At 48.4% G+C, this 21,185-nt stretch carries 21 protein-coding genes; 2 read left to right on the forward strand and 19 right to left on the reverse strand.

Translation table 11 applies throughout. The features are described from left to right. Positions 1-9 precede the first annotated feature (9 nt). From EBB54_RS12545 to EBB54_RS30395, 4 genes are all read right to left on the reverse strand, one after another. Positions 10-351, reverse strand: coding sequence for a hypothetical protein (locus tag EBB54_RS12545; RefSeq protein WP_125127665.1), 342 nt, complete (start codon positions 349-351; stop codon positions 10-12). Positions 352-370: 19 nt separating this feature from the next. Then, a complete protein-coding gene (locus EBB54_RS12550) occupies positions 371-1,312 on the reverse strand; it encodes a ParM/StbA family protein (RefSeq protein WP_125127666.1) in 942 nt (313 codons plus the stop codon). Positions 1,313-1,418: 106 nt separating this feature from the next. Beyond that, positions 1,419-1,988 carry a hypothetical protein gene (locus EBB54_RS12555; protein ID WP_125127667.1) on the reverse strand — a complete coding sequence of 190 codons (570 nt, stop codon included), beginning with the start codon at positions 1,986-1,988 and terminating at the stop codon, positions 1,419-1,421. Beyond that, a complete protein-coding gene (locus EBB54_RS30395) occupies positions 1,967-2,143 on the reverse strand; it encodes a hypothetical protein (RefSeq protein WP_162307125.1) in 177 nt (58 codons plus the stop codon). The genes EBB54_RS12555 and EBB54_RS30395 overlap by 22 nt, the downstream gene beginning before the upstream one ends. A 589-nt stretch (positions 2,144-2,732) precedes the next feature. Between EBB54_RS30395 and EBB54_RS12560 the strand changes: the two genes are divergently transcribed. Continuing rightward, positions 2,733-3,479 (forward strand): RES family NAD+ phosphorylase, encoded by a 747-nt coding sequence (locus tag EBB54_RS12560; protein WP_125127668.1) that lies wholly within the window; start codon positions 2,733-2,735, stop codon positions 3,477-3,479. A 211-nt stretch (positions 3,480-3,690) separates the two neighbouring features. On the opposite strand, the gene EBB54_RS12565 is transcribed toward EBB54_RS12560, so the two are convergent. The 14 genes from EBB54_RS12565 to argC all read right to left on the reverse strand — a co-directional run bounded on the left by EBB54_RS12565 (position 3,691) and on the right by argC (position 17,111). Beyond that, complete coding sequence (locus EBB54_RS12565; RefSeq protein WP_125127669.1) at positions 3,691-3,951, reverse strand: hypothetical protein; 261 nt, start codon at positions 3,949-3,951, stop codon at positions 3,691-3,693. A 95-nt stretch (positions 3,952-4,046) separates the two neighbouring features. Beyond that, positions 4,047-6,050 (reverse strand): NAD-dependent DNA ligase LigA, encoded by a 2,004-nt coding sequence (ligA, locus tag EBB54_RS12570; protein ID WP_125127670.1) that lies wholly within the window; start codon positions 6,048-6,050, stop codon positions 4,047-4,049. Positions 6,051-6,331: 281 nt separating this feature from the next. Next, positions 6,332-6,646: a hypothetical protein gene (locus tag EBB54_RS12575; protein ID WP_193554354.1), complete on the reverse strand. Its 315-nt coding sequence runs from the start codon at positions 6,644-6,646 to the stop codon at positions 6,332-6,334. A 64-nt stretch (positions 6,647-6,710) separates the two neighbouring features. Then, complete coding sequence (locus EBB54_RS12580) at positions 6,711-7,388, reverse strand: DUF4131 domain-containing protein (RefSeq protein WP_243127647.1); 678 nt, start codon at positions 7,386-7,388, stop codon at positions 6,711-6,713. 59 nt (positions 7,389-7,447) lie between these two features. Further along, a complete protein-coding gene (locus EBB54_RS12585; protein ID WP_125127671.1) occupies positions 7,448-8,392 on the reverse strand; it encodes a GerMN domain-containing protein in 945 nt (314 codons plus the stop codon). A gap of 69 nt (positions 8,393-8,461) precedes the next feature. Further along, entirely contained in the window at positions 8,462-9,859 is a 1,398-nt protein-coding gene (locus tag EBB54_RS12590) for a sensor histidine kinase (protein WP_243127648.1), read from the reverse strand. A gap of 49 nt (positions 9,860-9,908) precedes the next feature. Then, positions 9,909-10,598 carry a response regulator transcription factor gene (locus tag EBB54_RS12595; protein ID WP_125127672.1) on the reverse strand — a complete coding sequence of 230 codons (690 nt, stop codon included), beginning with the start codon at positions 10,596-10,598 and terminating at the stop codon, positions 9,909-9,911. A 13-nt stretch (positions 10,599-10,611) separates the two neighbouring features. Next, a complete protein-coding gene (locus EBB54_RS12600; RefSeq protein WP_125127673.1) occupies positions 10,612-11,373 on the reverse strand; it encodes a helix-hairpin-helix domain-containing protein in 762 nt (253 codons plus the stop codon). A 142-nt stretch (positions 11,374-11,515) separates the two neighbouring features. Beyond that, positions 11,516-11,950 (reverse strand): DMT family transporter, encoded by a 435-nt coding sequence (locus EBB54_RS12605; protein ID WP_004081025.1) that lies wholly within the window; start codon positions 11,948-11,950, stop codon positions 11,516-11,518. Between the two features lie 226 nt (positions 11,951-12,176). Continuing rightward, entirely contained in the window at positions 12,177-13,358 is a 1,182-nt protein-coding gene (locus EBB54_RS12610; RefSeq protein ID WP_125127674.1) for an aspartate aminotransferase family protein, read from the reverse strand. Then, positions 13,348-14,247 carry an acetylglutamate kinase gene (argB, locus tag EBB54_RS12615; RefSeq protein ID WP_004081035.1) on the reverse strand — a complete coding sequence of 300 codons (900 nt, stop codon included), beginning with the start codon at positions 14,245-14,247 and terminating at the stop codon, positions 13,348-13,350. Before argB ends, EBB54_RS12610 begins: the two co-directional genes overlap by 11 nt. A 28-nt stretch (positions 14,248-14,275) precedes the next feature. Then, positions 14,276-15,499: a bifunctional glutamate N-acetyltransferase/amino-acid acetyltransferase ArgJ gene (gene argJ / locus EBB54_RS12620; RefSeq protein ID WP_125127675.1), complete on the reverse strand. Its 1,224-nt coding sequence runs from the start codon at positions 15,497-15,499 to the stop codon at positions 14,276-14,278. 29 nt (positions 15,500-15,528) lie between these two features. Further along, positions 15,529-15,975: a GNAT family N-acetyltransferase gene (locus EBB54_RS12625; protein ID WP_004081039.1), complete on the reverse strand. Its 447-nt coding sequence runs from the start codon at positions 15,973-15,975 to the stop codon at positions 15,529-15,531. 95 nt (positions 15,976-16,070) lie between these two features. Beyond that, entirely contained in the window at positions 16,071-17,111 is a 1,041-nt protein-coding gene (gene argC / locus EBB54_RS12630; protein WP_125127676.1) for an N-acetyl-gamma-glutamyl-phosphate reductase, read from the reverse strand. Between the two features lie 171 nt (positions 17,112-17,282). Between argC and EBB54_RS12635 the strand changes: the two genes are divergently transcribed. Next, the gene (locus tag EBB54_RS12635; protein WP_004081042.1) at positions 17,283-17,642 is read left to right on the forward strand and encodes a metal-dependent transcriptional regulator; all 360 of its coding nucleotides are present in this window, start codon (positions 17,283-17,285) and stop codon (positions 17,640-17,642) included. 49 nt (positions 17,643-17,691) lie between these two features. Here EBB54_RS12635 and EBB54_RS12640 read toward each other — a convergent pair whose 3' ends face one another. Continuing rightward, positions 17,692-20,838 (reverse strand): hybrid sensor histidine kinase/response regulator, encoded by a 3,147-nt coding sequence (locus EBB54_RS12640; protein WP_125127677.1) that lies wholly within the window; start codon positions 20,836-20,838, stop codon positions 17,692-17,694. Between the last annotated feature and the right edge of the window lie 347 nt (positions 20,839-21,185).

Genomic DNA, 21,185 nt, shown 5'->3' on the forward strand with positions numbered 1-21,185 from the left:
CAATCCCCCCTATTCCATATCCTCGAACATTGCGTAATTCTGCCGCATCAGTTCCGCTTCCTCCTGGTCCATATCCCCGCTTCCACTGCTGTCCACCTGAATCAGCCTGCCTTTCCTTATATCAGCTTTGGTATCCGTAAGCTTTCCTTCCTTCTTTTCCGTTCTGTCCTCCCCGGACTTGTTAAGAGCAGGATTTCTCCCTTCCTGTAAAGCCCAGTAAGCCAGTATTGCCTTTACCACATATCTTGCCTTTTTCCTGCCGCAGCTGTTCAGGAACTCGCTGACGCGCCGATGGTCTTCATCTGTCTCGTCAAACTTCAGGTTAAAACGGTATTCATCCTGTTTTCCCATAAAAAACTGCCTCCTCCTGCTAACAGCCGCCTTTATCGTACAGATATTTCTTTTTGTATCCCAATACATTTACTTTGGAATCATTGATCACATAATATTCTCCCCGGTATCTTCCCCATACCTTATCAATGATCCTGGATAACAGGATGGAACCGCCGCCCACAAAGACAGTCACAGACAGCCGCAGGTCAATCCCGCATTCCCGGAGCATCCCAAGCGCATCCGCCACATGGCTTTCTGCAAGCTCTGTTACCCTTTCTTCAATCCCCCGGTCATACATGGAAGTTTCTCCCAGGATGATCGCATCCATATCATTTTCTTTCAGATCCAGGTCATACTTTTCCCGGATTCCCTTATTGATACGCTGGTACATGGAAATCACCCCTCTGCCGGTAGAATCCGTATATTCCCATGAGATCATCCCTTTCTCCAGAAGCATATAGTCCAGTGTAAACCCGCCAATATCCAGCAGGAGAACCTTCTTTTTAAACAGGTTTAAGTCCCTTGCCACATATAGATAGGCCGCGTAGGTCTGCATGTGGACATATACTCCTGAGAAGGAAACCCGGTAGGACATCCCCATATATTCAAACTCTACAACTTCCCCTCCACGGTAAAAATATTCCCGGAACTTTTTATACTGCCCCCGGTAGTATAGCGGCGGAAGGCCTACCACCAGATCTATCTCAAGAACCTCCCCCGGCAGGAACAGCCTTGGCGGCTTTAATTCCCGCAGCTCCTTTGCAACGGCAAACAGCGTCAGGATATAATAACGCTCGTCTACGGACTTGTCCGGAAGATATACATTCCTCTCCGGACTCAGCCGGTAATATCTGCCCTGGTATTTTACCGCCTCTTCTCCTTCTCCCGGCACATCCTCCAATACGGATATCCCTGAATGGAACTCAAAATGTTCCGTTTTAATTGCTTTGTTCCCTGTATCAATCGGCATCATCAACATCGTAACTCTCCTTTCCGGTCTCAAAAAACACCTACATCGTTTTGTATCACTCATTGTATGCGCATTAATGATTAGCACCTACTATAAAATTTTTGCTTTTTCCAAGTCAACAGTATTTTGGGTCAGATTCATAATTATTTTTAAAATATTCCATAATCTTTCTGCTTTCCTCTTCATACCCCCATAAAATCCCGCTGACCGCCTCAAATGCCTGCTCGCGCCACCGGAAATAGGTTGCCCTGTGGATACGCGTGATTTTGGGGAAATGAGGCTCTAATTTGTCCAGGATCTCTTCGATATTTTCCGCCCGGTAAGCCGACATATAGCTGTAATACAGAACCCAGTACAGCCGTTCCCCCTGGGGATGGAATTTACGCATAAGCTCCACCGCTTCGTCAATCAGCTTCAGGAATTTGTTGGAACGGTTGATCGTCTCGATCCGCTCCTTCATATCCCCCAGATCCTGATTAATGTCCATGCCGGCCTGGTAAACACTGTCAAGGAATGTATCAATGTCTGTGCCGTATTCCCACTGTATCCGGTGCTTTACCTGGCTCACCTTTACCTGCATCCGCCAGTTTACGGAACGGTATATTTTAAAAAGCGCTATGATATCATGATAGGCTTCGTTCTCTTCTCCGGCAAACTGCTTGTTTATGACTCCCGATCTTCCCATTTGTTCTTTTCCCCGACTTTCTGCTCGCTGGAATGTTTCCTCTCCCATAAGCGTTTCTCTTCCTCTGCACTATGCTTTCCTACAAGAATACAGCAATACATAATTCCTGCGCAAAAAAGCATTGCGACTACTTCTGAAATTGCTAAAACTAACATCTAATCCCTCTTTACTTTCTGTGTATTTGTATTTTGACTTCCATGTACACCGCCTAAATTATCCGGTTCCCTTATTTTGTTGTCAATGTGCCGAACTTCACTTAATAGGAAGTCCAGAACATTCCAAATCCTGTAAAAACATAAAATTTTGTTCAAAAAAAGAGTTACCAGCTGGTAACCTCGTCTCCATTTTTATACTCAAAGCATATGGTGCTATTTAACTTCATATGTTTTATCCTTTAATGCTTCATTTTCAACCTCAAGATCTTTTATCCGTTGTTACAGCATTTCGATTTCCTTTTGTACGGCACGTTTTATTATTTCTTGTATATAAACATCGTACTGTTTCCTTTGCCATCTACATTGATTAATTTTATTATAATCATCTTTTTTCACCCCTGCACTCTTTGTATCCTTTCTGCTGTCGATTGGATTGGAACTTTTCTCCCATTTTCATATTATAAGACTCTCTAATATAACAATTCTCTGTAAACCCATCCTCATCCTTCAATAACATAAATGTAATGACAAAGTTTGAAATACATGATAAAATAATGTCAATCTATATAACATGAAATGAGGTGCTGTAATGATACTTTCTTTCTATTGTGATGGACGTAATAGGGACTATCAAGTTTCTGATAACATTTATACAAGCACTTTTAAATTATGGGAAAATTTCAAGGAAGAGATTATTTGTCGTAACAGATACTTTCCAAATCAAGAAATCACACGAATTTTATCAAATTTGAACTATATGAATGTATTTCCCACTGATAGCCACCTCACATTTTATCGTGCAAGAGTTGGTGACTACCTTCATGCAGACGACAGCGAAATGATGGCTCCGCCTATTCGCAAGCCGTCAAATGGACGATGTAACCCCTCAGGAATACCATATTTGTATTTGGCAAATAATGAACTTACAGCTATTCAGGAAATAAGACCACAAATTGGTGATATTGTGACTTTAGCAGAATTTGATGTTAATGTATCAAACGTTTTTTCTTTTGATGTCTATCTAATGGAACACTATAAAATTAAGGCAGCTGATGAACAAACTAGATGTTTGTTATTTCTGATACTTCAGGATTTATCAAGCCCAGTAAAAACTGATAATCAACTTGACTATATTCCTTTGCAATATATCTGTGAATACGTAAAGCGTATTGGATATAACGCATTCATATATTCAAGCGTGTATGGAACGGGCATGAACTTAGTTATGTTTGATTGGATCAATCGTATTTCTTTGTGCAGTAAAAAAACGATCCATATTAGAAAGTCGCAAATTGAGTATGACAAGGTCTCTTGCTTACAGTCTGCAAATCATTGATATGACTGACTTTTTTTGAAGTCCTAATTACACTCTGACCAATCTTCAATCTACACATGATGTAACTGTTCAGCACAGGCCGAGGCACTTCCCACGGAACGCCCTCGGTGTTCTACTGAGGCCGTAAATGCATAATCCAGGAGTGCAAAATACCATTGCCACAGGCGATTTTCAATGGATTTTGCATCGTAACTGTGAAGGTACTGAACAGTTACCACATGATTTCTTTTATAGAAAGAAACGACGTCTTTTTGTCATTTGTGCAAAACAAATATATCTCCTCTTGATTCAGACATATTTCTCGTATTGCTGATAAGTATTGCTTTAAATTTCGCACTGCACCATTTTCTACCGAAATTTCAGCTACACCAAACTCATGATCCCAGGTAATATTGCAACACTTAGATTCTGCCTCTTTCTTTAAACTGTGATGCCCGTTTCTAATACTTCTTGCAAGTTCTTTATAACCCATACCGTTCTCTCTCCTTTAATAATAAAGAGGCATTGACTATTCTGTAAAATAATCAATGCCTTTTTTGTTCTTTCAATAATGATTCCCTGCTTTGCCTATGCAATCATATCCAAAAATTCTGTTTCTGAAAGAATTGTTATCCCAAGCGACTGCGCTTTTGCCAGCTTACTTCCCGCTTTTTCGCCGCAGATTAGATAATCCGTATTCCTGCTGACCGAGCTGCCCGGTTTCCCTCCAAGCTCATATATTTTTGAATTGATTCCATCACGTGTAAAATTCATAAGCTTCCCCGTGGCAACAATCGTACAGCCCTGAAATGGATTTTTAGAACTTACAAGTTCTTCCTCTGCCGATTTGATCTCCACAGTCCTAAAATTCATTTCCATCTGCAAATTCCTCCATAAACTCAGATTATCTTCATCCGCAAACCATGTGTGTATATTCCGGTTCAGGGTATCTCCGAAATCTTCCAGCTTTGAAAAATCATAGTTTCCAGTAGCTGCTTTCTCGAACCTATTAAGACTCCCTTCAAACACTTCGCACAATACCCTGCTCTTTGTCCTGCCTACCATCGGGATATCCATTGCAGTCAGATAATGGATAAAATCCGTATTCCTGCTCTCATTGATTGCCGTCCAGAGCTTTTCATAAGATTTTTCTCCATAACCTTCCAAGGCAATCATTTCTTTCCGATATCTGTCTAAATGGTAAATGTCCTGGAATGAGGTAAGCCATCCGCACTCCAGAAAGCGCCGCAAAGTTGACTCGGAAAGCCCGGATATGTCCATTGCTTTTTTCGCTACAAAGTGGACGTATTTTTTCAGGACCTGGCTGTCGCATTCCGGATTGTCACAATGAAGCGTCTCCAAAACTTTTCCTTTATTCGTTCTCCCTTTCCGTATTCTTGTAGGGCTGCCACAACAGGGACATTGAACCGGATACGTGTCATAATAGAATCCCCGGTCAAGATTATCCTCTATATGTGGAATGATCATATTCCGCTTTGAAACCAAAATACGGCATCCGGGAACCAGCTCCAGATTTTTGATGAAAGACAGGTTATGAAGTGATGCCCTTGAAACATCCGCGCCGTCAATCTCCACTGGGTCAAATACCGCAACCGGCGCCAGGTCTCCAGACTTGGAAGGCGTCCATTCGATTTCCTGCAGTGAGGTTTCATAAGTTTCATCTTCAAATTTGTAAGCAAGCCCGTCCTTATAGTGGTGTCCTGTCCTGCCGCATTTTGCAGAATGACTAAGGCTGTCGTAAATGAGAACCAGGCCGTCTATGGGTAATTCCTTTTCTCCTGCAACGTCCATTAGTTTTCCAATCTGCTCACTAAGCTCCTTCTCGCTGTATCTTCCTGCTTCCAGCCATACATAAGGGCATATATCAAATCCCAAAGCCTCAAGCTGCATCAGCTTAAACTCCCGGCTGTCAATGCCCTCTCCTCCATCCAGTCCTTCTAATACATTGAACGGGATAAAATTGATATGCCTTCCTTTGCACACTTCCGGATTCAGATTGCGGACGGATCCGGAAGCCAGGTTACGAGCGTTTTTATATGGTTCTCCATTTCCATCCCGAATCGTATCCTTTAGCTGCTGGAAAACATCCTTGTAAATAAATGCCTCCCCAACTGCAACAAGTCTTTCCTTATAGCTGATTGAAAGAGGAACATTTTCAAATGCAGGGATATTGTGGGTTATATCCTCCCCAATATCTCCGTCACCACGCGTAGATGCTTGTAGCAGTCTGCCTTCTTCATAAACAAGCTTAACAGTCAGTCCATCCAGTTTCAGCATCAGCAATGTATCCTGGTTTTCCATAAAATCAGCTAACTCCTGGATTTGCTTTGTTTTTTCAAGAGAAAGCAATGCCCTTGGATGCCTTACTTTCTTCAGCTCACTGACCGGATAATAACCGACGCTCTGTGTTGGGGAATTGGAAAATACAATACCAGACTCCTTCTCCAGTTCTGCCAGACGGTCAAAGAGACTGTCATATTCCTTATCTGTCATCGTTGAAGAATTCCGATTGTAATAAGCATCCCTCTGTTCATTTAGTGTCTGTACTAATGTTTTGATTTCCTGTAACATATTTTTTGCAGCTCCTTTCTTTTTTGGGTTGAGTGAAAACTTTCCTCCTTTCCGATACAACTTTCGTTTAAACGCAAAAAAAGACACTGATTATTCCATAAAAATAATCAATGCCTTTCTGCATTCTAAACATAATGGCAGAACTAATCTGCAAAAATTAGGGTTCTAATCACTCTACTTAGAACAAAAGTTTCGTAATTCCTTCTATAATCTTGGAATTATAAATATATGACATATTCATTTTATATGTAGAAGTCATATCTGTCAATAGAATACTTTTTCTACTGAAGTCTTTTAATGGTGTTAAAACAAACTCCCTCCGTATACTTACGCTTTAATCTCTTATATTCACCTTTCGCACGTAAATAACTATAATAGTTCCAAATATTTGCCGTAATTGGCATATTTTTCAAATATTCAAATTTAGTCATTACATGTATTTTATGAGCAATACACCAACAATAAATATCTCTCATATATAATTTTTCTCCTGCTTCAATCCTATTGTTCAAATACCAAAATTTATAGATATCTTCTTCTCTTTCCAATACTAAATAAAACTTTACATTATAATACTCCACAACTGCCCACTGCATACACATTTTTACTCCTTCTGTGTTTTCTGTTTATAATCACTTAAATTTTTATTCACTATCCACACTATACACATATATATTCATTAGTACATTTTTTCGCCAGGATGTGGCCGATGCCGCTTTTCTGATACAGTTCCTTAAGCTCCGTATCCAGCCCGCTTTTGTCTCCCAGCAGGATGGCGGACATGCTGTTTCCGTAATAATCCCCCAGACAGGCCGTCAAAAGCTCCTTCCAGCGGCAGCGGAGCACTGTCAGCCCTTCCCGGATACGCCATACCCGGGGATCAAGGATCTGAACCTGATCTGCCCAGACATTGGCATGGATTCCCTGTTTCTGATAATAAAATTTTTGATTGAAATTCCCCGGATTGGAAGCCTCCTGAAAAAAACGGACTTCCCCGGTAAGATACAGTGTATTGCCGACGGCAATCTCTTTCTTTTCCTGATCTTTCTGATTTTGAAAAAATTGTGATTCTTCACGTTTGACATAAACAAGAATTTTTGATTCTTCTATGATCTGATTTTCCAGACGGACCCGATTGTCCGTCAGATAATATACCTGGTACTTCGGTTTTTCTTCCCTGCGGGATACTGTTCCCGCAAGGCTTATGACGTCTCGATCTTCCGCGGCCAGCTCCAGCGGGGAAGCTTTCAGATCCTTTGCGATCCGAAATCCTCCCACGAGAACCGCCTGTATTCCAATCAGCAAAACCGCAGCCAGGCAGAGCGGTCTTTTTACCATGCTCCCTCCTTCGTATACTCTGGTCGGAAGGCATTTAAAACCGCCTTCCTTCCGACATATTATGATTCGGTTTCCTTCTCCTCCTCCAAGCTTAAGTCCCGTACCAAAGGCTGTGAAAGATCCACAGACTCCTGATAAGAGACATTTTTTTCTCCGTTGACCATGATCTGCACACTTCCCGCGTTGGTTCCTTCAATCAGGGAATTTACAAGAGAATACACGGTCACCTCCGGCCGCACATCGTAAACGCTGTTCTGAAATTCCGAATCAAAGTTTACATAGCAGATCCCTTCCTTCACAGTCACGCTCAGAAGCGCGGCGGAAGGGTTCAGCGCCGGATATGCCCCGCTTTTCTTCGGGCCTCCCATCAGCTTCTCCACGATCAGCTTTTCCCTGGATACATTGGTGTTGTATCTCACGTCCATCTGCTGCCTGACCAGCCTGTCGCCGGCTTCATTTGCAAAAAACAGCGTCAATGTGGTCTGTTCGTAGGCGCTGGGCGAAGATCCGGTGCTCTCCGCAAAATCATCCCCGTTGAGCACTCCCAGAACCTTTCCGGATTCGTTTTTCAGTGTTTCCTCCTCCACGGTGATCCATACCCCGTTGATTCCTTCCAGGCGCACCAGGGTCTGCACCACCGCAGCGCGCACCAGCTTCTCCTCTATGGCAGGAATCTGATTATATTTTTTATTAAAATCAATGTATGCAATGTCATGCTCTACCTTTAAAGACCTGACCTTCACGTCCTCCGGGATGGCAGGCATATACTCAATATCCTCCGAGGGGCTGGCCATCTTTTCCAGAGCCTCCTCCGCCTCTTTGTCCGGCGATCCCTGTGAAATGTCGCAGGCCACCTTAAACAGCCCGGTCCCTTCGCCGTTGATACAATAGACAAAATCCTCTCCCTTCGCCACTTCCGTCTGCTTTGCACAGGATGGAAGCAGACACAGCAGGCAGCAGGCTGCCACACCTGCGGACGCCCATTTTTCTTTTTTCTTTTTCATCCTGTCCTTCCTCCCCTTGCAGCCTGGTCCGCGCCGCAAATTAAAAACCCCTGTGAGCCGTTCCTTTGCCTATACTGCCGCAGCCTGTGCCGACACATAGATCATGGGAACCCGAACCGTAAATGTAGTTCCCTCGCCCGGATTGCTGTATACCTTGATGGACCCCCGGTGCAGAATCACCGCGTTTCTTGCAATTGCAAGGCCCAAGCCGGTCCCGCCGATCTCCCGGGAATGGGACTTGTCCACCCGGTAAAAGCGTTCGAAAATGTGGTCCTGGTCCTCCTTTGGAATCCCGATTCCCGAGTCCGCCACTTTAATATAGAAGAACTTGTGATCCGCATTCAGCGACGCATGCACCCAGCCGCCTTCATTGTTATACTTGATGGCATTTTCCACCAGGTTAGATACCGCCAGCGTCATCTTCACCTCGTCGATCTCTGCGGTCACGGGGCGGAAGCTTTCCAGAACAACCTCCACATTTTTCTTTTCCGCAATGGGCTTGAGCCGTTTGAGGGTCAGCTCCAGAAGCTGGTTGATATTGACCTGCGTAATGTTCAGATCCGGCGCGGTCTTGCCCATCTTCACCAGGGTCAGAAGGTCGTTGATGATGTCGTTTTCCCGGTCAATCTCTTTGGCGATGTCTTCCATAAATTCCTGATACAGCTCTACAGGCACCTGTTCCTGGAGCAGAAGGGAATCCGCCAGTACCTTCATGGACGCCAGCGGCGTCTTCAGCTCATGGGATACGTTGGATACAAATTCTTCCCTGGAAGCGTCCACCATTTTCAGCCGGCCCAGCAGTTTGTTGAAGGCTTCGGAAATCTGCCGCGTCTCCCGGAACGTATTCACATGCAGTTCTTCATCCTCAAAGCCCTCCGAAATATTCTCGATGTCATTTGTAATTTTCCGCAGGGGCTGTACGATGCGGTAGGCGATCAGTACGGAAAACGCCAGCATCAGCATTACAATGATCCATAGGATGCCCCGGCCCTTTGTATAGAAGATCCGCAGGCTGTCCTCGATCGTATCCGTGGAAACACTGGCAAGCATGACCCCGGCAATCCCCTCCGACCCTACCTCCGTGATCGGGGAGGTCACTTCGATGTAGCGGTTTTTCTTGTCATAATAGTTGGTGCTTTCCCCTTTCATGCAGCGGATGACATTTTCCGAGACAATGGTCTTACCCTCATCCAGCGCATAGGTATCCTTGATCACGGTCAGCTCCCGGTTGATGATCATGACGCGCCCGTTATAAATATTGGTCAACTGTGTCAGGCTGGCATTGATGACATCGGAAGAATTGTCTGTCAGATAATTGTAGCTGTTCAACTGATCGCATAGAATTGTACATTGATTCTGTATCTCCGCCGTGCGCAGAGAAACCGCCCTGGATTCATATGCTTTGATGATTCCCATATAGGCAATGATCCCAGGCAGTATCCCCGCACACAGAATGATCAGTATCATCCGAAAATACAGGCTTCTTATGATGGTATCTCTGATCTGAAAATGAAATTTAACCTTTGAAATAGTAACCAACTCCCCACTTGGTATGCACGTACTGCGGTTCGCTGGGGTTGATCTCGATCTTTTCCCTCAGCCTTCTGATATGTACATCTACTGTTCTGGCTCCTCCGGGATAATCTGCGCCCCATACGATGTTGAGCAGGTTCTCCCTGCTGTATACCTTGTTGGGGTTCGTGGCAAGAAGCTCCAGTGCGTCAAATTCTTTTGCTGTCAGGTTGATCTCCCGTTCTCCGATAAATACTCTCCTGCTCTCACAGTCGATCTTCATATTGCCCTTTACAAGAATGGTGCTCTGGGGAGTCTCCTCCCTGCGGGCAGTCCTGCGCATGATGGCCTTGATCCTGGCTTTCACTTCGAGAATATTGAAAGGCTTTGTAATGTAATCATCCGCGCCGTATTCCAGTCCCAGTATCTTGTCCATATCCTCGCTTTTTGCCGTCAGCATCACCACCGGCATATCCGAAAATTCCCGGATCTGCTGGCAGACCTGAAAGCCGTCCAGCTTGGGAAGCATCACGTCCAGGATGACCAGGTCATACTCGCACTGCCTCGCGAGGCTAAGCGCTTCTTCCCCGTCATATGCACAGTCCACTTCCATGCCGTCCTGCTCCAGGCTGAAACGGATTCCTTTTACAATTAACTTTTCATCATCCACAACTAAGATTTTCTTCGCACTCATATGACTCTTTCCTTCAATTCACTGTAATATCATCTTTGAGTTTATTGTATACCCCTTCTTTAATTCCCTCCACCTTCATCAGGTCCTCAATGCTCCCAAACGGCCCGTACGACTCCCGGTACGCCAGGATACTTGCTGCCCTTGTATCCCCGATCCCGTTCAGCGCCGTCAGCTCCTCTTTGGAAGCAGTATTGATATTTACCTTTCCGGCGGCATCTCTGCCGCCCCGGCCGTCAGCAGACCCGGCAGGCGATGCGCCCGCGGCTGCGCTTCCCACGGCAGTGCCGGATTGGAGATACGCATCCAGTCCCTGACGGACTTCCTCCTCTGTGGGAATGTAAAGCCGTTCCCCGTCTGACACGGCCTGAGCCTGGTTGATGCTTTCCTCTGCCCCGTCTTCACGTACGCCGCCTGCACATGCAATGGCCTCAAAAAGCCTCGCGCCCTCTTGCAGCTCATAGACTCCGGGCGTATTCACCGCCCCGCATACATAGACAAATATCCGCTGCGCGCCCTGCTCTTCATTCTTACTCCCGGCTGTCCCGGTATTCTGTAATTCCTCTGTCTTCTGAATGTCTCCGGTTCCCTCCGGATTGCCGGTGCTTTCCTTTCCTTCGGAAAGCTCCCGCAGCATGTCCTGATCCTCTGCACCCCGGCTGCCTTCCAGCCGGAACTTCTCCGGCAGAGCCTGCTCTCTGCGCCCGCATCCGCTGCACCAGATACACAGCGCAAAAGCCATCCACAGTCCTGCCGCTTTAAGTCTTTTTTTGATCATCTCTGAATCCCTTTGGGAAAACCAGTGCAAAACCCCTTTTACACCAGACATATCTATTGTATCGAATTAAGCACCAAATTACAATAGGTAAAAAGATTTTTCTCCCGGAATACGGATTCTTTACATATTTTTTATGATTCTTTTATCTTTCCCACTGAAATACAGCAATTCCCACAAGTGCCAGCAGGAGTCCCCCTGCTTTCACCCAGTCCCAGGAAGCCTTTTCCATACCGAACAAGCCAAAAAGCTCGATGAGATATGCCACCACCAACTGGGCGACCACGATCAGAAGCGCGGATTTTGCCGGCCCCAGCGCCCCCACACTCTTGATCACCGTCCACGTAATCCCTGCTCCGATGGCCCCTCCCAGAAGCATATACTTAGGCTCTACCCTGGCAATGGCAGAAATGTCATCCCGTCCCATCACCAGCCACATCACGGCGCACACGGCAAAGGCGCTGAGCTGCACCCAGGCATTGGACACCCACATCCCGGCCGTTTTTGTAACCTGTGTGTTAAACACACCCTGTATGCTCATCAAAGCCCCTGACAGAAGCGCAATTAAAAAACCAATCATCACTCATACCTCCCTGTTAAAGGATAGTATGCGTCTCCATCCCGCTTTTTATTCTTTTCTTTCCCTGCGTCCTGTATGGCCGTCCCGCAGACAGGCAAAACCGTTTATACAGGGGTCTTCTTCCGGCAGCTTTTCTGCAGGCGTCGGCAGACAAACGACGGAAGACAAAAGCCCCGCGAACACAGCGGGGCACTCTGCCCGAGGAACCGCCGAAAGGCGGAACCGTTCAGGCCAGAATCTTTTCCAGTTTTTCAATCATTTCATCTACGTGCTTTTCTTCTATGATCAGCGGCGGAAGGAGACGGAGCACATTCCCCTCTGCGGGCAGGACTAGCAGCCCCTCTTCCAGAGCACGAAGGTTGACCTCCGCGAAAGGCTTTGTAAGCACCAGGCCCTGCATCAGCCCTTTTCCGCGCCGTTCCAGGATACAGTCCGTTTTTTCCGTCAGCTCGTCCAGGCGCGCGCTGAGGTAAGGCCCGACCGCCTTCACATGCTCTACGATGTTCTCTTTTTCGAAAATCTCCAACACCTTGCAGACCGCCATACAGGCAAGGGGATTGCCGCCGTAAGTGGTTCCGTGATCTCCCGGCTTGAGGGAATGCCCTGCCACTTGCTCTGTCATGGCAAACGCCCCCACCGGAATCCCGTTTCCGATGGCCTTCGCCATCGTCATGATGTCGGGGCGCACCCCGTAGTCCTGCCATGCGAACATGGTTCCGGTTCGTCCCATGCCGCACTGCACCTCGTCGCAGATCATCAGGATATCCTGTTCCGTACAGATCTTCCGGATGCCTTCCATAAATTCCTGTTTAGCCGGATGAATCCCGCCCTCTCCCTGGAGTGGTTCCAGGATGATGGCGCAGGTCTTTTCACTGACCAGAGCTTTCACGCTGTCCAGGTCGTTATAATCCGCAAAATGTACGCCCGGGAACAAAGGCTCAAAGGGCTCCCGGTATTCCGGATGGCCGGTGACGGACACCGCACCCACGGTCCTTCCGTGGAAGGAATGGTTCATGGCAATCATTTCATACCTGCCAGAGCGCTTTTCCCAGGCATATTTCCTGGCCGTCTTCAAGGCCCCTTCGATGGCCTCCGCCCCGCTGTTTGTAAAAAATACCCTGTCCATGCCGGAGGCGGCGGCCAGTGCTTTTGCTGCCTTCCCGCAGTTTTCATGGTAATACAGGTTGGAAATATGGCACAGCCTGTCAATCTGCGCTTTCAGCGCGTCGTCCAGTTCCTTGTTGTGATACCCAAGTCCGGTGACGCCGATCCCGGCGGCAAAGTCAAGATATTGCTTTCCTTCCGAATCATACAGATAAACGCCCTCCCCATGATCCAGCGCCACAGGGAAACGATTGTAAATATGGAGCAGATTTTCTTCTGCGCTGCGGATGTTCTCATTCACCATAATAATACCTGCTTTCTGTGTCATTTAAGATCGCCGTACCGATTCCTTTATTCGTAAAGATTTCCAGCAGCAGGCAATGTGGAATCCTGCCGTCCAGAATATGTACGCGTGACACCCCGTTTTCGATGGCGTCAATACAGTTCTGCAGCTTGGGCAGCATCCCGCCTCCGATGTAGCCTTCCGTGATCAGCTTTCTCGCTTCCTCTGCCCGCAGCTCCGAGATCAGCGTCTTCGGGTCGTCCGGATCCTTGTAAACGCCCTCAATGTCCGTCAAGAACGCCAGCTTTTCCGCTTTCACCGCGCGGGCGATCGCACAGGCTGCATCATCTGCATTGATATTATATGTCCGATAGTCATCATCCATCCCCACCGGGCAGACAATGGGAAGAAAATCTTTTTCCAGCAGGTCGAACAGAATGGCCGCGTTGACATCCTTGATCTCCCCTACAAAGCCGATGTCCTGTCCGTCGGAATATTTTTTGTCAACCCGCAGAAGCGCGCCGTCCTTGCCGCTGATGCCGATGGCGCGCACCCCCAGTTGTTCCACAAGCTGAACCAGTTCTTTATTGACCTTTCCCAGCACCATCTCCGCCACTTCCATGGTATCCTCGTCGGTGACCCGCAGGCCGTTTATAAACTTCGCCTCCATGCCCACCTTTCCAACCCATCTGCTGATCTCCTTGCCGCCGCCGTGGACGATGATGGGCTTAAATCCTACCAGCTTGAGCAGCGTCACGTCCTGGATGACCTGCTTTTTCAATTCTTCATCAATCATCGCGCTTCCACCGTATTTCACCACAATGATCTTCCGGTTAAACCGCTGGATATAGGGAAGCGCCTCAATCAGCACCTGGGCCTTATCCAGATATTGCTGCATATTCTTATTCATGTTCTATTCCCCTTTTCATTTACCTGTGTCAGCTTCTGTAATCCGCATTGATGTCGATGTAGCCGTGGGTCAGATCGCACCCCCAGGCAGACGCCTGCTCCGTGCCTTCTTTGATATCCGCAATGGCGGTCACCTCCGGCTCGGACAGAATCTGGGTGGCTTTTTCCTCGCTGTACGCAACCGCCGAACCGTCCCGGACGAGCTGGATCTTCCCTGCCCGGCTTTCCAGATACAGGTCTGCTTTTTCCGGGTCAAATTCCGCGCCGGAATAGCCCATCGCACAGAGAATCCTTCCCCAGTTGGCATCGTGCCCTGCCACCGCCGCTTTTGTCAGGTTGGAGCAGACGATAGACTTGGCCAGCACTTTTGCCTGTTCCTTCGTGGACGCGCCTGTAACCTTTGCTTCAAACAGCGCGGTGGCACCCTCGCCGTCGCCTGCTATTTTTTTCGCAAGGGTCTCGTTGACCACGTGAAGGGCCTCCGCGAACCGGTCGTATTCCGGGGTGTTGCAGCGGATCTTTTCATTTTTCGCCATGCCGTTGGCCAGCAGCAGCAGGGTATCGTTGGTGGAAGTATCCCCGTCAACAGAGATCATGTTATAGGTGTCCTCCACATCCCGGCTCAGCGCTTTTTTCAATGCCTTTTTGGAGATCACGGCGTCTGTCGTGATAAATGCCAGCATGGTACACATGTTGGGATGGATCATGCCAGACCCCTTTGCCATGCCGCCGATGGTCACGGTCTTCCCGCCGATCTCGATCTGAACGGCTGCTTCTTTTTCCCGGGTGTCCGTAGTCATGATCGCCTTCGCCGCCCGGCTGCCGTGCTCTAAGTCCCCTCCCAGATCCGCCGCCAGCTTTTCGATCCCCGCCTTTACTCTTTCCATGGGGATCTGCATTCCGATCACGCCGGTGGAACCGATCAATACCCCTGCCTCGTCGATCCCAAGCACCTCTGCCGCCTTCCCCGCCGTCTCCTGGCAGATCCGGCCGCCTTCCGCTCCGGTGCAGGCATTGGCAATGCCGGAATTGACGATCACTGCCTGGGACTTGACACCGCTCTCCACAACGGCCCTGTCCCATGTTACAGGGGCCGCCTTTACAATATTAGAAGTAAACGTCCCTGCCGTCTTGCAGGGCTTCTCACTGTAGATCATGGCCATATCCGTGCGGTCCGCATATTTGATGTGCGCTGCCGCCGCTGCCGCCTGAAATCCTTTTGCCGCTGTTACGCCGCCTTTGATCCTCTCCATCTCTTTCATCCTCTCTCACCTGTAAATTCTCACTGCTGGTTAAACGCCGTAATATTTTCCGTATTCAATACAAAGTCATAATAATTCAAATCCAGGCGTTCCGTCCATCCGATGGTATTCCAGAACGCGTTTCCGATATCATTTTTTGTAAACGCGATCAGGGAAACCTTGCTGATCTGTTCCGCCTTCAGAGCCTCCATGGCGTACACCACCATAGCCTTTCCAATGCCCCGCCTCCGGTAATCCTCATGCACGCAGACATGGTAAAGACAGCCTCTGCGTCCGTCATGCCCGCAGAGGATACTGCCAACGATCTTCCCGTCCTCCACGGCCACCACGCTGGTGGTGGGATTCCGTTTCAGAAAACGCCTGACGCCTTCCCTGGAGTCGTCAATACTGCGGATTCCAAATCCCCGGATGGTCATCCACAGCGCAAATACTCCGTCATAGTCTTCTATCGTCATTGTCCGTATCATACCTTACCTCCCACTTGCAGCCGGCTCAAAACCCCATCAGCCGGCCAAGACCAATCTGCCCGGTTTCCTGCACCCTGTCTGTAAAACAGGCTATTTTATGGAAACAGGGGCACAATTTCCAGCCCTTCGGATTCCTTGAGTCCAAACATCAGATTCATATTCTGCACCGCCTGTCCCGCGGCGCCCTTCACCAGGTTGTCGATGGCCCCCATCAGGATGATCCTTCCGGTCCGGGGATCAATCTGGAAACCGATATCCACGTAATTGCTGCCTTCCACCCATCTTGTCTCGGGACATACGCCTTTTTCCAGCACCCGGATAAACGTCTCTTCTCCATAGTACCGGTCATAAATGGCCTTCACTTCCTCATAATCGGTTTCCCTTTTAAGCTTTGCATATTCCGTGACCAGGATTCCCCGGTTCATGGGAACCAGATGAGGGGTAAAGTTGAGCACCACCTTCTCTCCGGCTGCATATCCGAGCTGCTCTTCGATCTCCGGAGTATGCCTGTGGGACGCCACGCCGTATGCCTTGATGCTTTCGTTGACCTCACAGTACAGGTTGGGAACCTTAGCCCCCCTCCCCGCACCGGAAACTCCGGATTTTGCGTCGATGATCAGAGTCTCCATATCAATCAGCCCTTCTTTTGCCAGCGGGTATGCCGTCAGGATCGAACAGGTCGTATAGCACCCCGGATTGGCCACCAGACGCGCCTTTTTTACCTCCTCCCGGTTCACCTCGCATAAGCCGTAGACCGCCTCCTGTATGAACTGTGGGCTCTGATGCCGGATTCCATACCACTGCTCATAGACGGATACATCCTTGATCCGAAAATCCGCGCTCAGGTCTATGATCTTGACCTTGGATAAAATGTCTTCGTTTACAAGAGAAGCGCACAGCCCCTGGGGGGTAGCCGTAAAGATCACATCCGCCTGCTCTGAAAGCTCCTCCATATTGTCATCCATACAGTCCGCATCCACAATCCGGAACATATTTCTGTACACGTCCGCATACTTCTTATCTATATAGCTTCGGGAGCCATACCATACAATCTCCGCCTCTCTGTGGGCAGTCAGGAGCCGTACCAGCTCCCCCCCTGCATATCCGGTAGCCCCGATTATTCCTGCTTTGACCATCTTTCGCACATCCTTTCTTAAAACGCTTGCATAATTATACATCCATAATGAATATTATGCAAGTGTAAATTTTTCTTCGACACCATAGACGCGTATAGCAGCTATGTTGATTCTTGAAAAAATAACGATTCTATGATAGCATGAATAGGAAAGAAGCGAGGTGAGGAACTCATGCATACCAATGAATCGGAAGAAAATTATCTGGAAACCATATTGATCTTAAGTGAATCCCGCCCTGTGGTGCGGTCCGTAGATATTGCGGCAGAGCTTGATTTTAAAAAATCCAGTGTCAGCGTCGCCATGAAGAAGCTCCGGGAGCACAACCACATTACCGTGACGCCGGAAGGCTTCATTTATCTGACAGAAAGCGGAAAGGAGATCGCAGACCGGATCTACGAACGCCACAAGCTGCTCTCCTCCTGGCTGGAACGGCTCGGAGTCGATCCCGAGATCGCCGTCGCCGACGCGTGCAGGATTGAGCATGTCATCAGCGCGGAAAGCTTTGAAGCGATCAAGGGCCATATTTCCTGACACAATCAAAAGAGAGACATTCACCGAAGCGTGTACGTCTCTCTTTATTTCATTTCAGTATCTGCCTCAAAGTGCCGAACAGGTTGTCAATGTCAATGGGTTTTGCAATATGGCCGTTCATTCCGCACCGCAGGGCAGCCTGCTTATCCTCTTCAAAGGCATTGGCCGTCATCGCCAGGATCGGGATATTGGCGATCTCCGGATTATCCAGGCTGCGGACCTCCCTGGTCGCCTCATATCCGTTCATCACCGGCATCTGGACATCCATGAGCACCAGCTGATAATATCCGGGCTCCACTTTATTCAGCATATCCACCGCAATCTGCCCGTTCTCTGCGATTTCCACCTCAAAGCCTGCATCCCCCAAGATTGCCTCGGCAATCTCCTGGTTCAACTCATTGTCCTCTGCCAGCAGGATGCGTCCCGTCCGGAACTCCGGCTGCTTTGTGTCCTCCTGCTCCAGTTCCTCTTCCTCGTCCGTATTGACAATCGAATACAGACAGCTCCTGAGTTCTGAGAAGAACAGCGGCTTGCTGCAAAATGCCGTAACGCCTGCTTCCTTCGCCTCTTCTTCGATATCGGCCCAGTCATATGCCGTCAGGACAATGACCGGTACGTTTCCGCCTGTCTCCTTCCGGATTCGGCGAGTCACCTCTACACCGTTCATATCCGGGAGCATCCAGTCGATGATGTATACGCAGTAATCGTCTCCCCGCATAACCGCCTGCCGGGTACGCAGCACTGCTTCCTTCCCGGAAAGCGTCCATTCCGCGCGCATCCCGATCTGTCCCAGCATGTAGGACACGCTGTCGCATGTATTGAAGTCGTCATCCACAACCAGCGCCCGGCAGTTTTTCAGCTCGGGGATATTCTGGGGCTTCCTGGCTCCGGAATGAAGGCGGAACGTAAAGGAAACGATGAACTCTGTGCCTACGCCCAGTTCGCTTCTCACTTCAATGGAACCGTTCATCATATCCACGATATTTTTCGTGATCGCCATCCCCAGCCCGGTTCCCTGGATTCCGCTGATCGTGCTGTTCTTTTCCCTTTCAAAGGGTTCAAAAATATGGGTCACAAATTCCTTGCTCATACCGATGCCGGTATCTTTGATATGAAATTCATAGCTTGCGTAATCCGCCGTCACCTTGGATTTTTCCATGACCCGCATACTGATGATGCCGCCTGCCGTCGTATACTTGATGGCATTACTCAGAAGATTCAAAAGCACCTGGTTCAGACGGAGCTTGTCGCAGTAAATGTCCTCGTCCAATACATCCACCGTATCAATATACAGCTCAAGCTGCTTTGCGTGGATATCGGACTGTACAATGCTGCGCAGCCCGTGCAGGATATCCGGAAGGCTGCATGGCTTCTCGTCCAGATGCATTTTGCCGCTTTCGATTCGGCTCATATCCAGCACGTCATTGATCAGGCTCAGCAGATGGTTGCCCGACGTCATGATCTTTTTCAGATACTCTTCCACCTGATCCGGCCGGTCAATATGCGTGATCGCCAGCGCCGTAAAGCCGACGATGGCATTCATCGGAGTACGGATATCATGGGACATATTGGAGAGGAACACGCTCTTGGCCTTGCTCGCCCTGTTTGCCTGTAAAAGCGCGTCCTGCAGCAGGTTTTTCTTCTCCATCTCATTGCGGATCTCCTCATCCACACTGCGGAGTCCCAGTACAATGCCGTGGCCCTCGCCCCAAACTCCCGCACGCACGATCTTCAACTGAAAATATCTCATCTCGCCGCCCCGGATCGCGCGGTAATTCACATAGTAGGACTTCTTTTCGGACAGCTCCTTTTTGACGTTCTCCTGGGAGAAAGACTGGCGCATCAATTCCCGGTCTTCCTCATAGACAAACTCCTGTATGTATTGTTCCATACTGTCTCTATAGGACATCGCCTCTGTAAAAATATCTCCGTATATGTGCCGGATGCCTTCGTCAATCCGCAGCGAACTTCCAAGATCCGTATCCAGGTCATAAAAGCAGACAATATTGTAATCCGTACTAAGCGCCTGCACCAGTTCCATATGGCGCCGTTCCTTCTTCTCTTCCTGAAGCTTCTGAGCCGTACAATCCAGAAGGAAACGCTGGTAGAAAGACTCCCCTTTCTCCTTCAGGAGCTTGACATTGCCCATGATATGGAGGAGCTTCCCGTCCTTGTGCCGTACACGGTACTCCACACTGACGCTGTCCCCCTCTTTTTTTAATTCGCGGATGGAGGAGCGCAGCATCTCCTTATCCTCGTCTATGACAGAAGCCGCCACCATGTCAAAGCCCTCGTCCATCAGTTCATTCTGGGATTCATACCCCAGAATGTTGAGCGCCGCACGGTTTACACTAAGAATACGGGAACCGTCCACAGAGTGGGTCATCACCCCGCAGTCCATCGTGGTAAAGATCGTCTCCAGCGTATGGTTCTTCTGGACAATCTCCTGCTCATAGGCACGCTCCTGCGTCACATCAATGGCGACGCCCACTGTTCCCATCACGCTTCCGTCAATATCATACAGCGGTGATTTGTACGTGGTGAGGAGCCTGGTTCCGTCCCCGCTCTTCACGGTTTCCTCGGATATACAAGTCTTTTTCGTATTCATGACTTCCAGCTCGGACTCGATGCAGGCCGGATCGTCATGATCCACGTCCCAGATATACGCGTGTCCGCGGCCTTCCACCTGCTCCTTGGTCTTATTGACCGTCTTGCAGAAGCTGTCGTTGACCTTGGTGTGAATGCCCTTTTTATCCTTATACCAAATCAGGTTGGGTACATTGTTGATGGTAGATTCAAAAAAATGACTGGTCTGCCAGAAATCCTTGCTCATCTTGCAGGTCTGCTGCCACCTCAAAAATCGGAACCTGATCTCCTCATCTGACATAGGCATCGTCCATATATCTTTGATCTCCGGCAATTTGTCTGTCAGAAGAAGAATCTGATCCCTGTCCGCAAGCAGAATCAGCTCCGCCTCACTGCCCTTGGCCGACAGAAGCTTCGGAACCGCTTCCAGGACATCCACGTCCTGCAGATCCGCCAGAATCACATCTGCCCTGGCCGCCAGCTCGGGATCGGGCCGGATGCTCTCAGAAAATACATGTGTAAAATGTGCAAGCGGGGACATTCCTTTTATAATTTCAAATACTTTGCGCTGATGACCTGCCAGATAGAAATGAACATTACAATGGTACATACCAGTATATCCTCCTGTTATGAAGTGCTCCGCACAATAGCTGTGTAGGTAATAGCCGCATTCAGATTTTCGTACTGTGTAAAGTGGTTAGATCCACATAAAAGCAGCCGCCACTATTGCCGATAGTGACGGCTGATACAAAACATAACTCAAATGATTACTGTTCACACCCTGACCGGATGTTCACAATAACCTCAAATGTTCTACAGAAAACCTGCTGACAGCCTTTCTATCTATAAGGTATTCAAATGGCAGCCGCCTTTGCTTTCCCTCTCGTTCTTAATATAGCATATCAAAATCGCTTTTTCAAGCACAAATCGCATATTACTGCATGGTTTCGCCGATAC

It is taken from the genome of Schaedlerella arabinosiphila, from assembly GCF_003885045.1.
Classification (GTDB): Bacteria; Bacillota; Clostridia; order Lachnospirales; family Lachnospiraceae; genus Schaedlerella; species Schaedlerella arabinosiphila.

Bases quoted from the DNA above. Each gene is read 5' to 3' on its own strand.
- EBB54_RS12550 (WP_125127666.1), bottom strand. From the start codon at position 1,312: ATGTTGATGATGCCGATTGATACAGGGAACAAAGCAATTAAAACGGAA.
- EBB54_RS12595 (WP_125127672.1), bottom strand. From the start codon at position 10,598: ATGAGTGCGAAGAAAATCTTAGTTGTGGATGATGAAAAGTTAATTGTA.
- EBB54_RS30395 (WP_162307125.1), bottom strand. From the start codon at position 2,143: ATGTTAGTTTTAGCAATTTCAGAAGTAGTCGCAATGCTTTTTTGCGCA.
- EBB54_RS12640 (WP_125127677.1), bottom strand. From the start codon at position 20,838: ATGTACCATTGTAATGTTCATTTCTATCTGGCAGGTCATCAGCGCAAA.
- ligA (WP_125127670.1), bottom strand. From the start codon at position 6,050: ATGTTACAGGAAATCAAAACATTAGTACAGACACTAAATGAACAGAGG.
- EBB54_RS12575 (WP_193554354.1), bottom strand. From the start codon at position 6,646: ATGCAGTGGGCAGTTGTGGAGTATTATAATGTAAAGTTTTATTTAGTA.
- EBB54_RS12580 (WP_243127647.1), bottom strand. From the start codon at position 7,388: ATGGTAAAAAGACCGCTCTGCCTGGCTGCGGTTTTGCTGATTGGAATA.
- EBB54_RS12555 (WP_125127667.1), bottom strand. From the start codon at position 1,988: ATGGGAAGATCGGGAGTCATAAACAAGCAGTTTGCCGGAGAAGAGAAC.
- EBB54_RS12600 (WP_125127673.1), bottom strand. From the start codon at position 11,373: ATGATCAAAAAAAGACTTAAAGCGGCAGGACTGTGGATGGCTTTTGCG.
- EBB54_RS12635 (WP_004081042.1), top strand. From the start codon at position 17,283: ATGCATACCAATGAATCGGAAGAAAATTATCTGGAAACCATATTGATC.
- EBB54_RS12545 (WP_125127665.1), bottom strand. From the start codon at position 351: ATGGGAAAACAGGATGAATACCGTTTTAACCTGAAGTTTGACGAGACA.
- EBB54_RS12610 (WP_125127674.1), bottom strand. From the start codon at position 13,358: ATGGTGAATGAGAACATCCGCAGCGCAGAAGAAAATCTGCTCCATATT.
- EBB54_RS12590 (WP_243127648.1), bottom strand. From the start codon at position 9,859: ATGATACTGATCATTCTGTGTGCGGGGATACTGCCTGGGATCATTGCC.
- EBB54_RS12585 (WP_125127671.1), bottom strand. From the start codon at position 8,392: ATGAAAAAGAAAAAAGAAAAATGGGCGTCCGCAGGTGTGGCAGCCTGC.
- EBB54_RS12605 (WP_004081025.1), bottom strand. From the start codon at position 11,950: ATGATTGGTTTTTTAATTGCGCTTCTGTCAGGGGCTTTGATGAGCATA.
- argJ (WP_125127675.1), bottom strand. From the start codon at position 15,499: ATGGAGAGGATCAAAGGCGGCGTAACAGCGGCAAAAGGATTTCAGGCG.
- argB (WP_004081035.1), bottom strand. From the start codon at position 14,247: ATGAATAAGAATATGCAGCAATATCTGGATAAGGCCCAGGTGCTGATT.
- EBB54_RS12560 (WP_125127668.1), top strand. From the start codon at position 2,733: ATGATACTTTCTTTCTATTGTGATGGACGTAATAGGGACTATCAAGTT.
- EBB54_RS12625 (WP_004081039.1), bottom strand. From the start codon at position 15,975: ATGATACGGACAATGACGATAGAAGACTATGACGGAGTATTTGCGCTG.
- EBB54_RS12565 (WP_125127669.1), bottom strand. From the start codon at position 3,951: ATGGGTTATAAAGAACTTGCAAGAAGTATTAGAAACGGGCATCACAGT.
- argC (WP_125127676.1), bottom strand. From the start codon at position 17,111: ATGGTCAAAGCAGGAATAATCGGGGCTACCGGATATGCAGGGGGGGAG.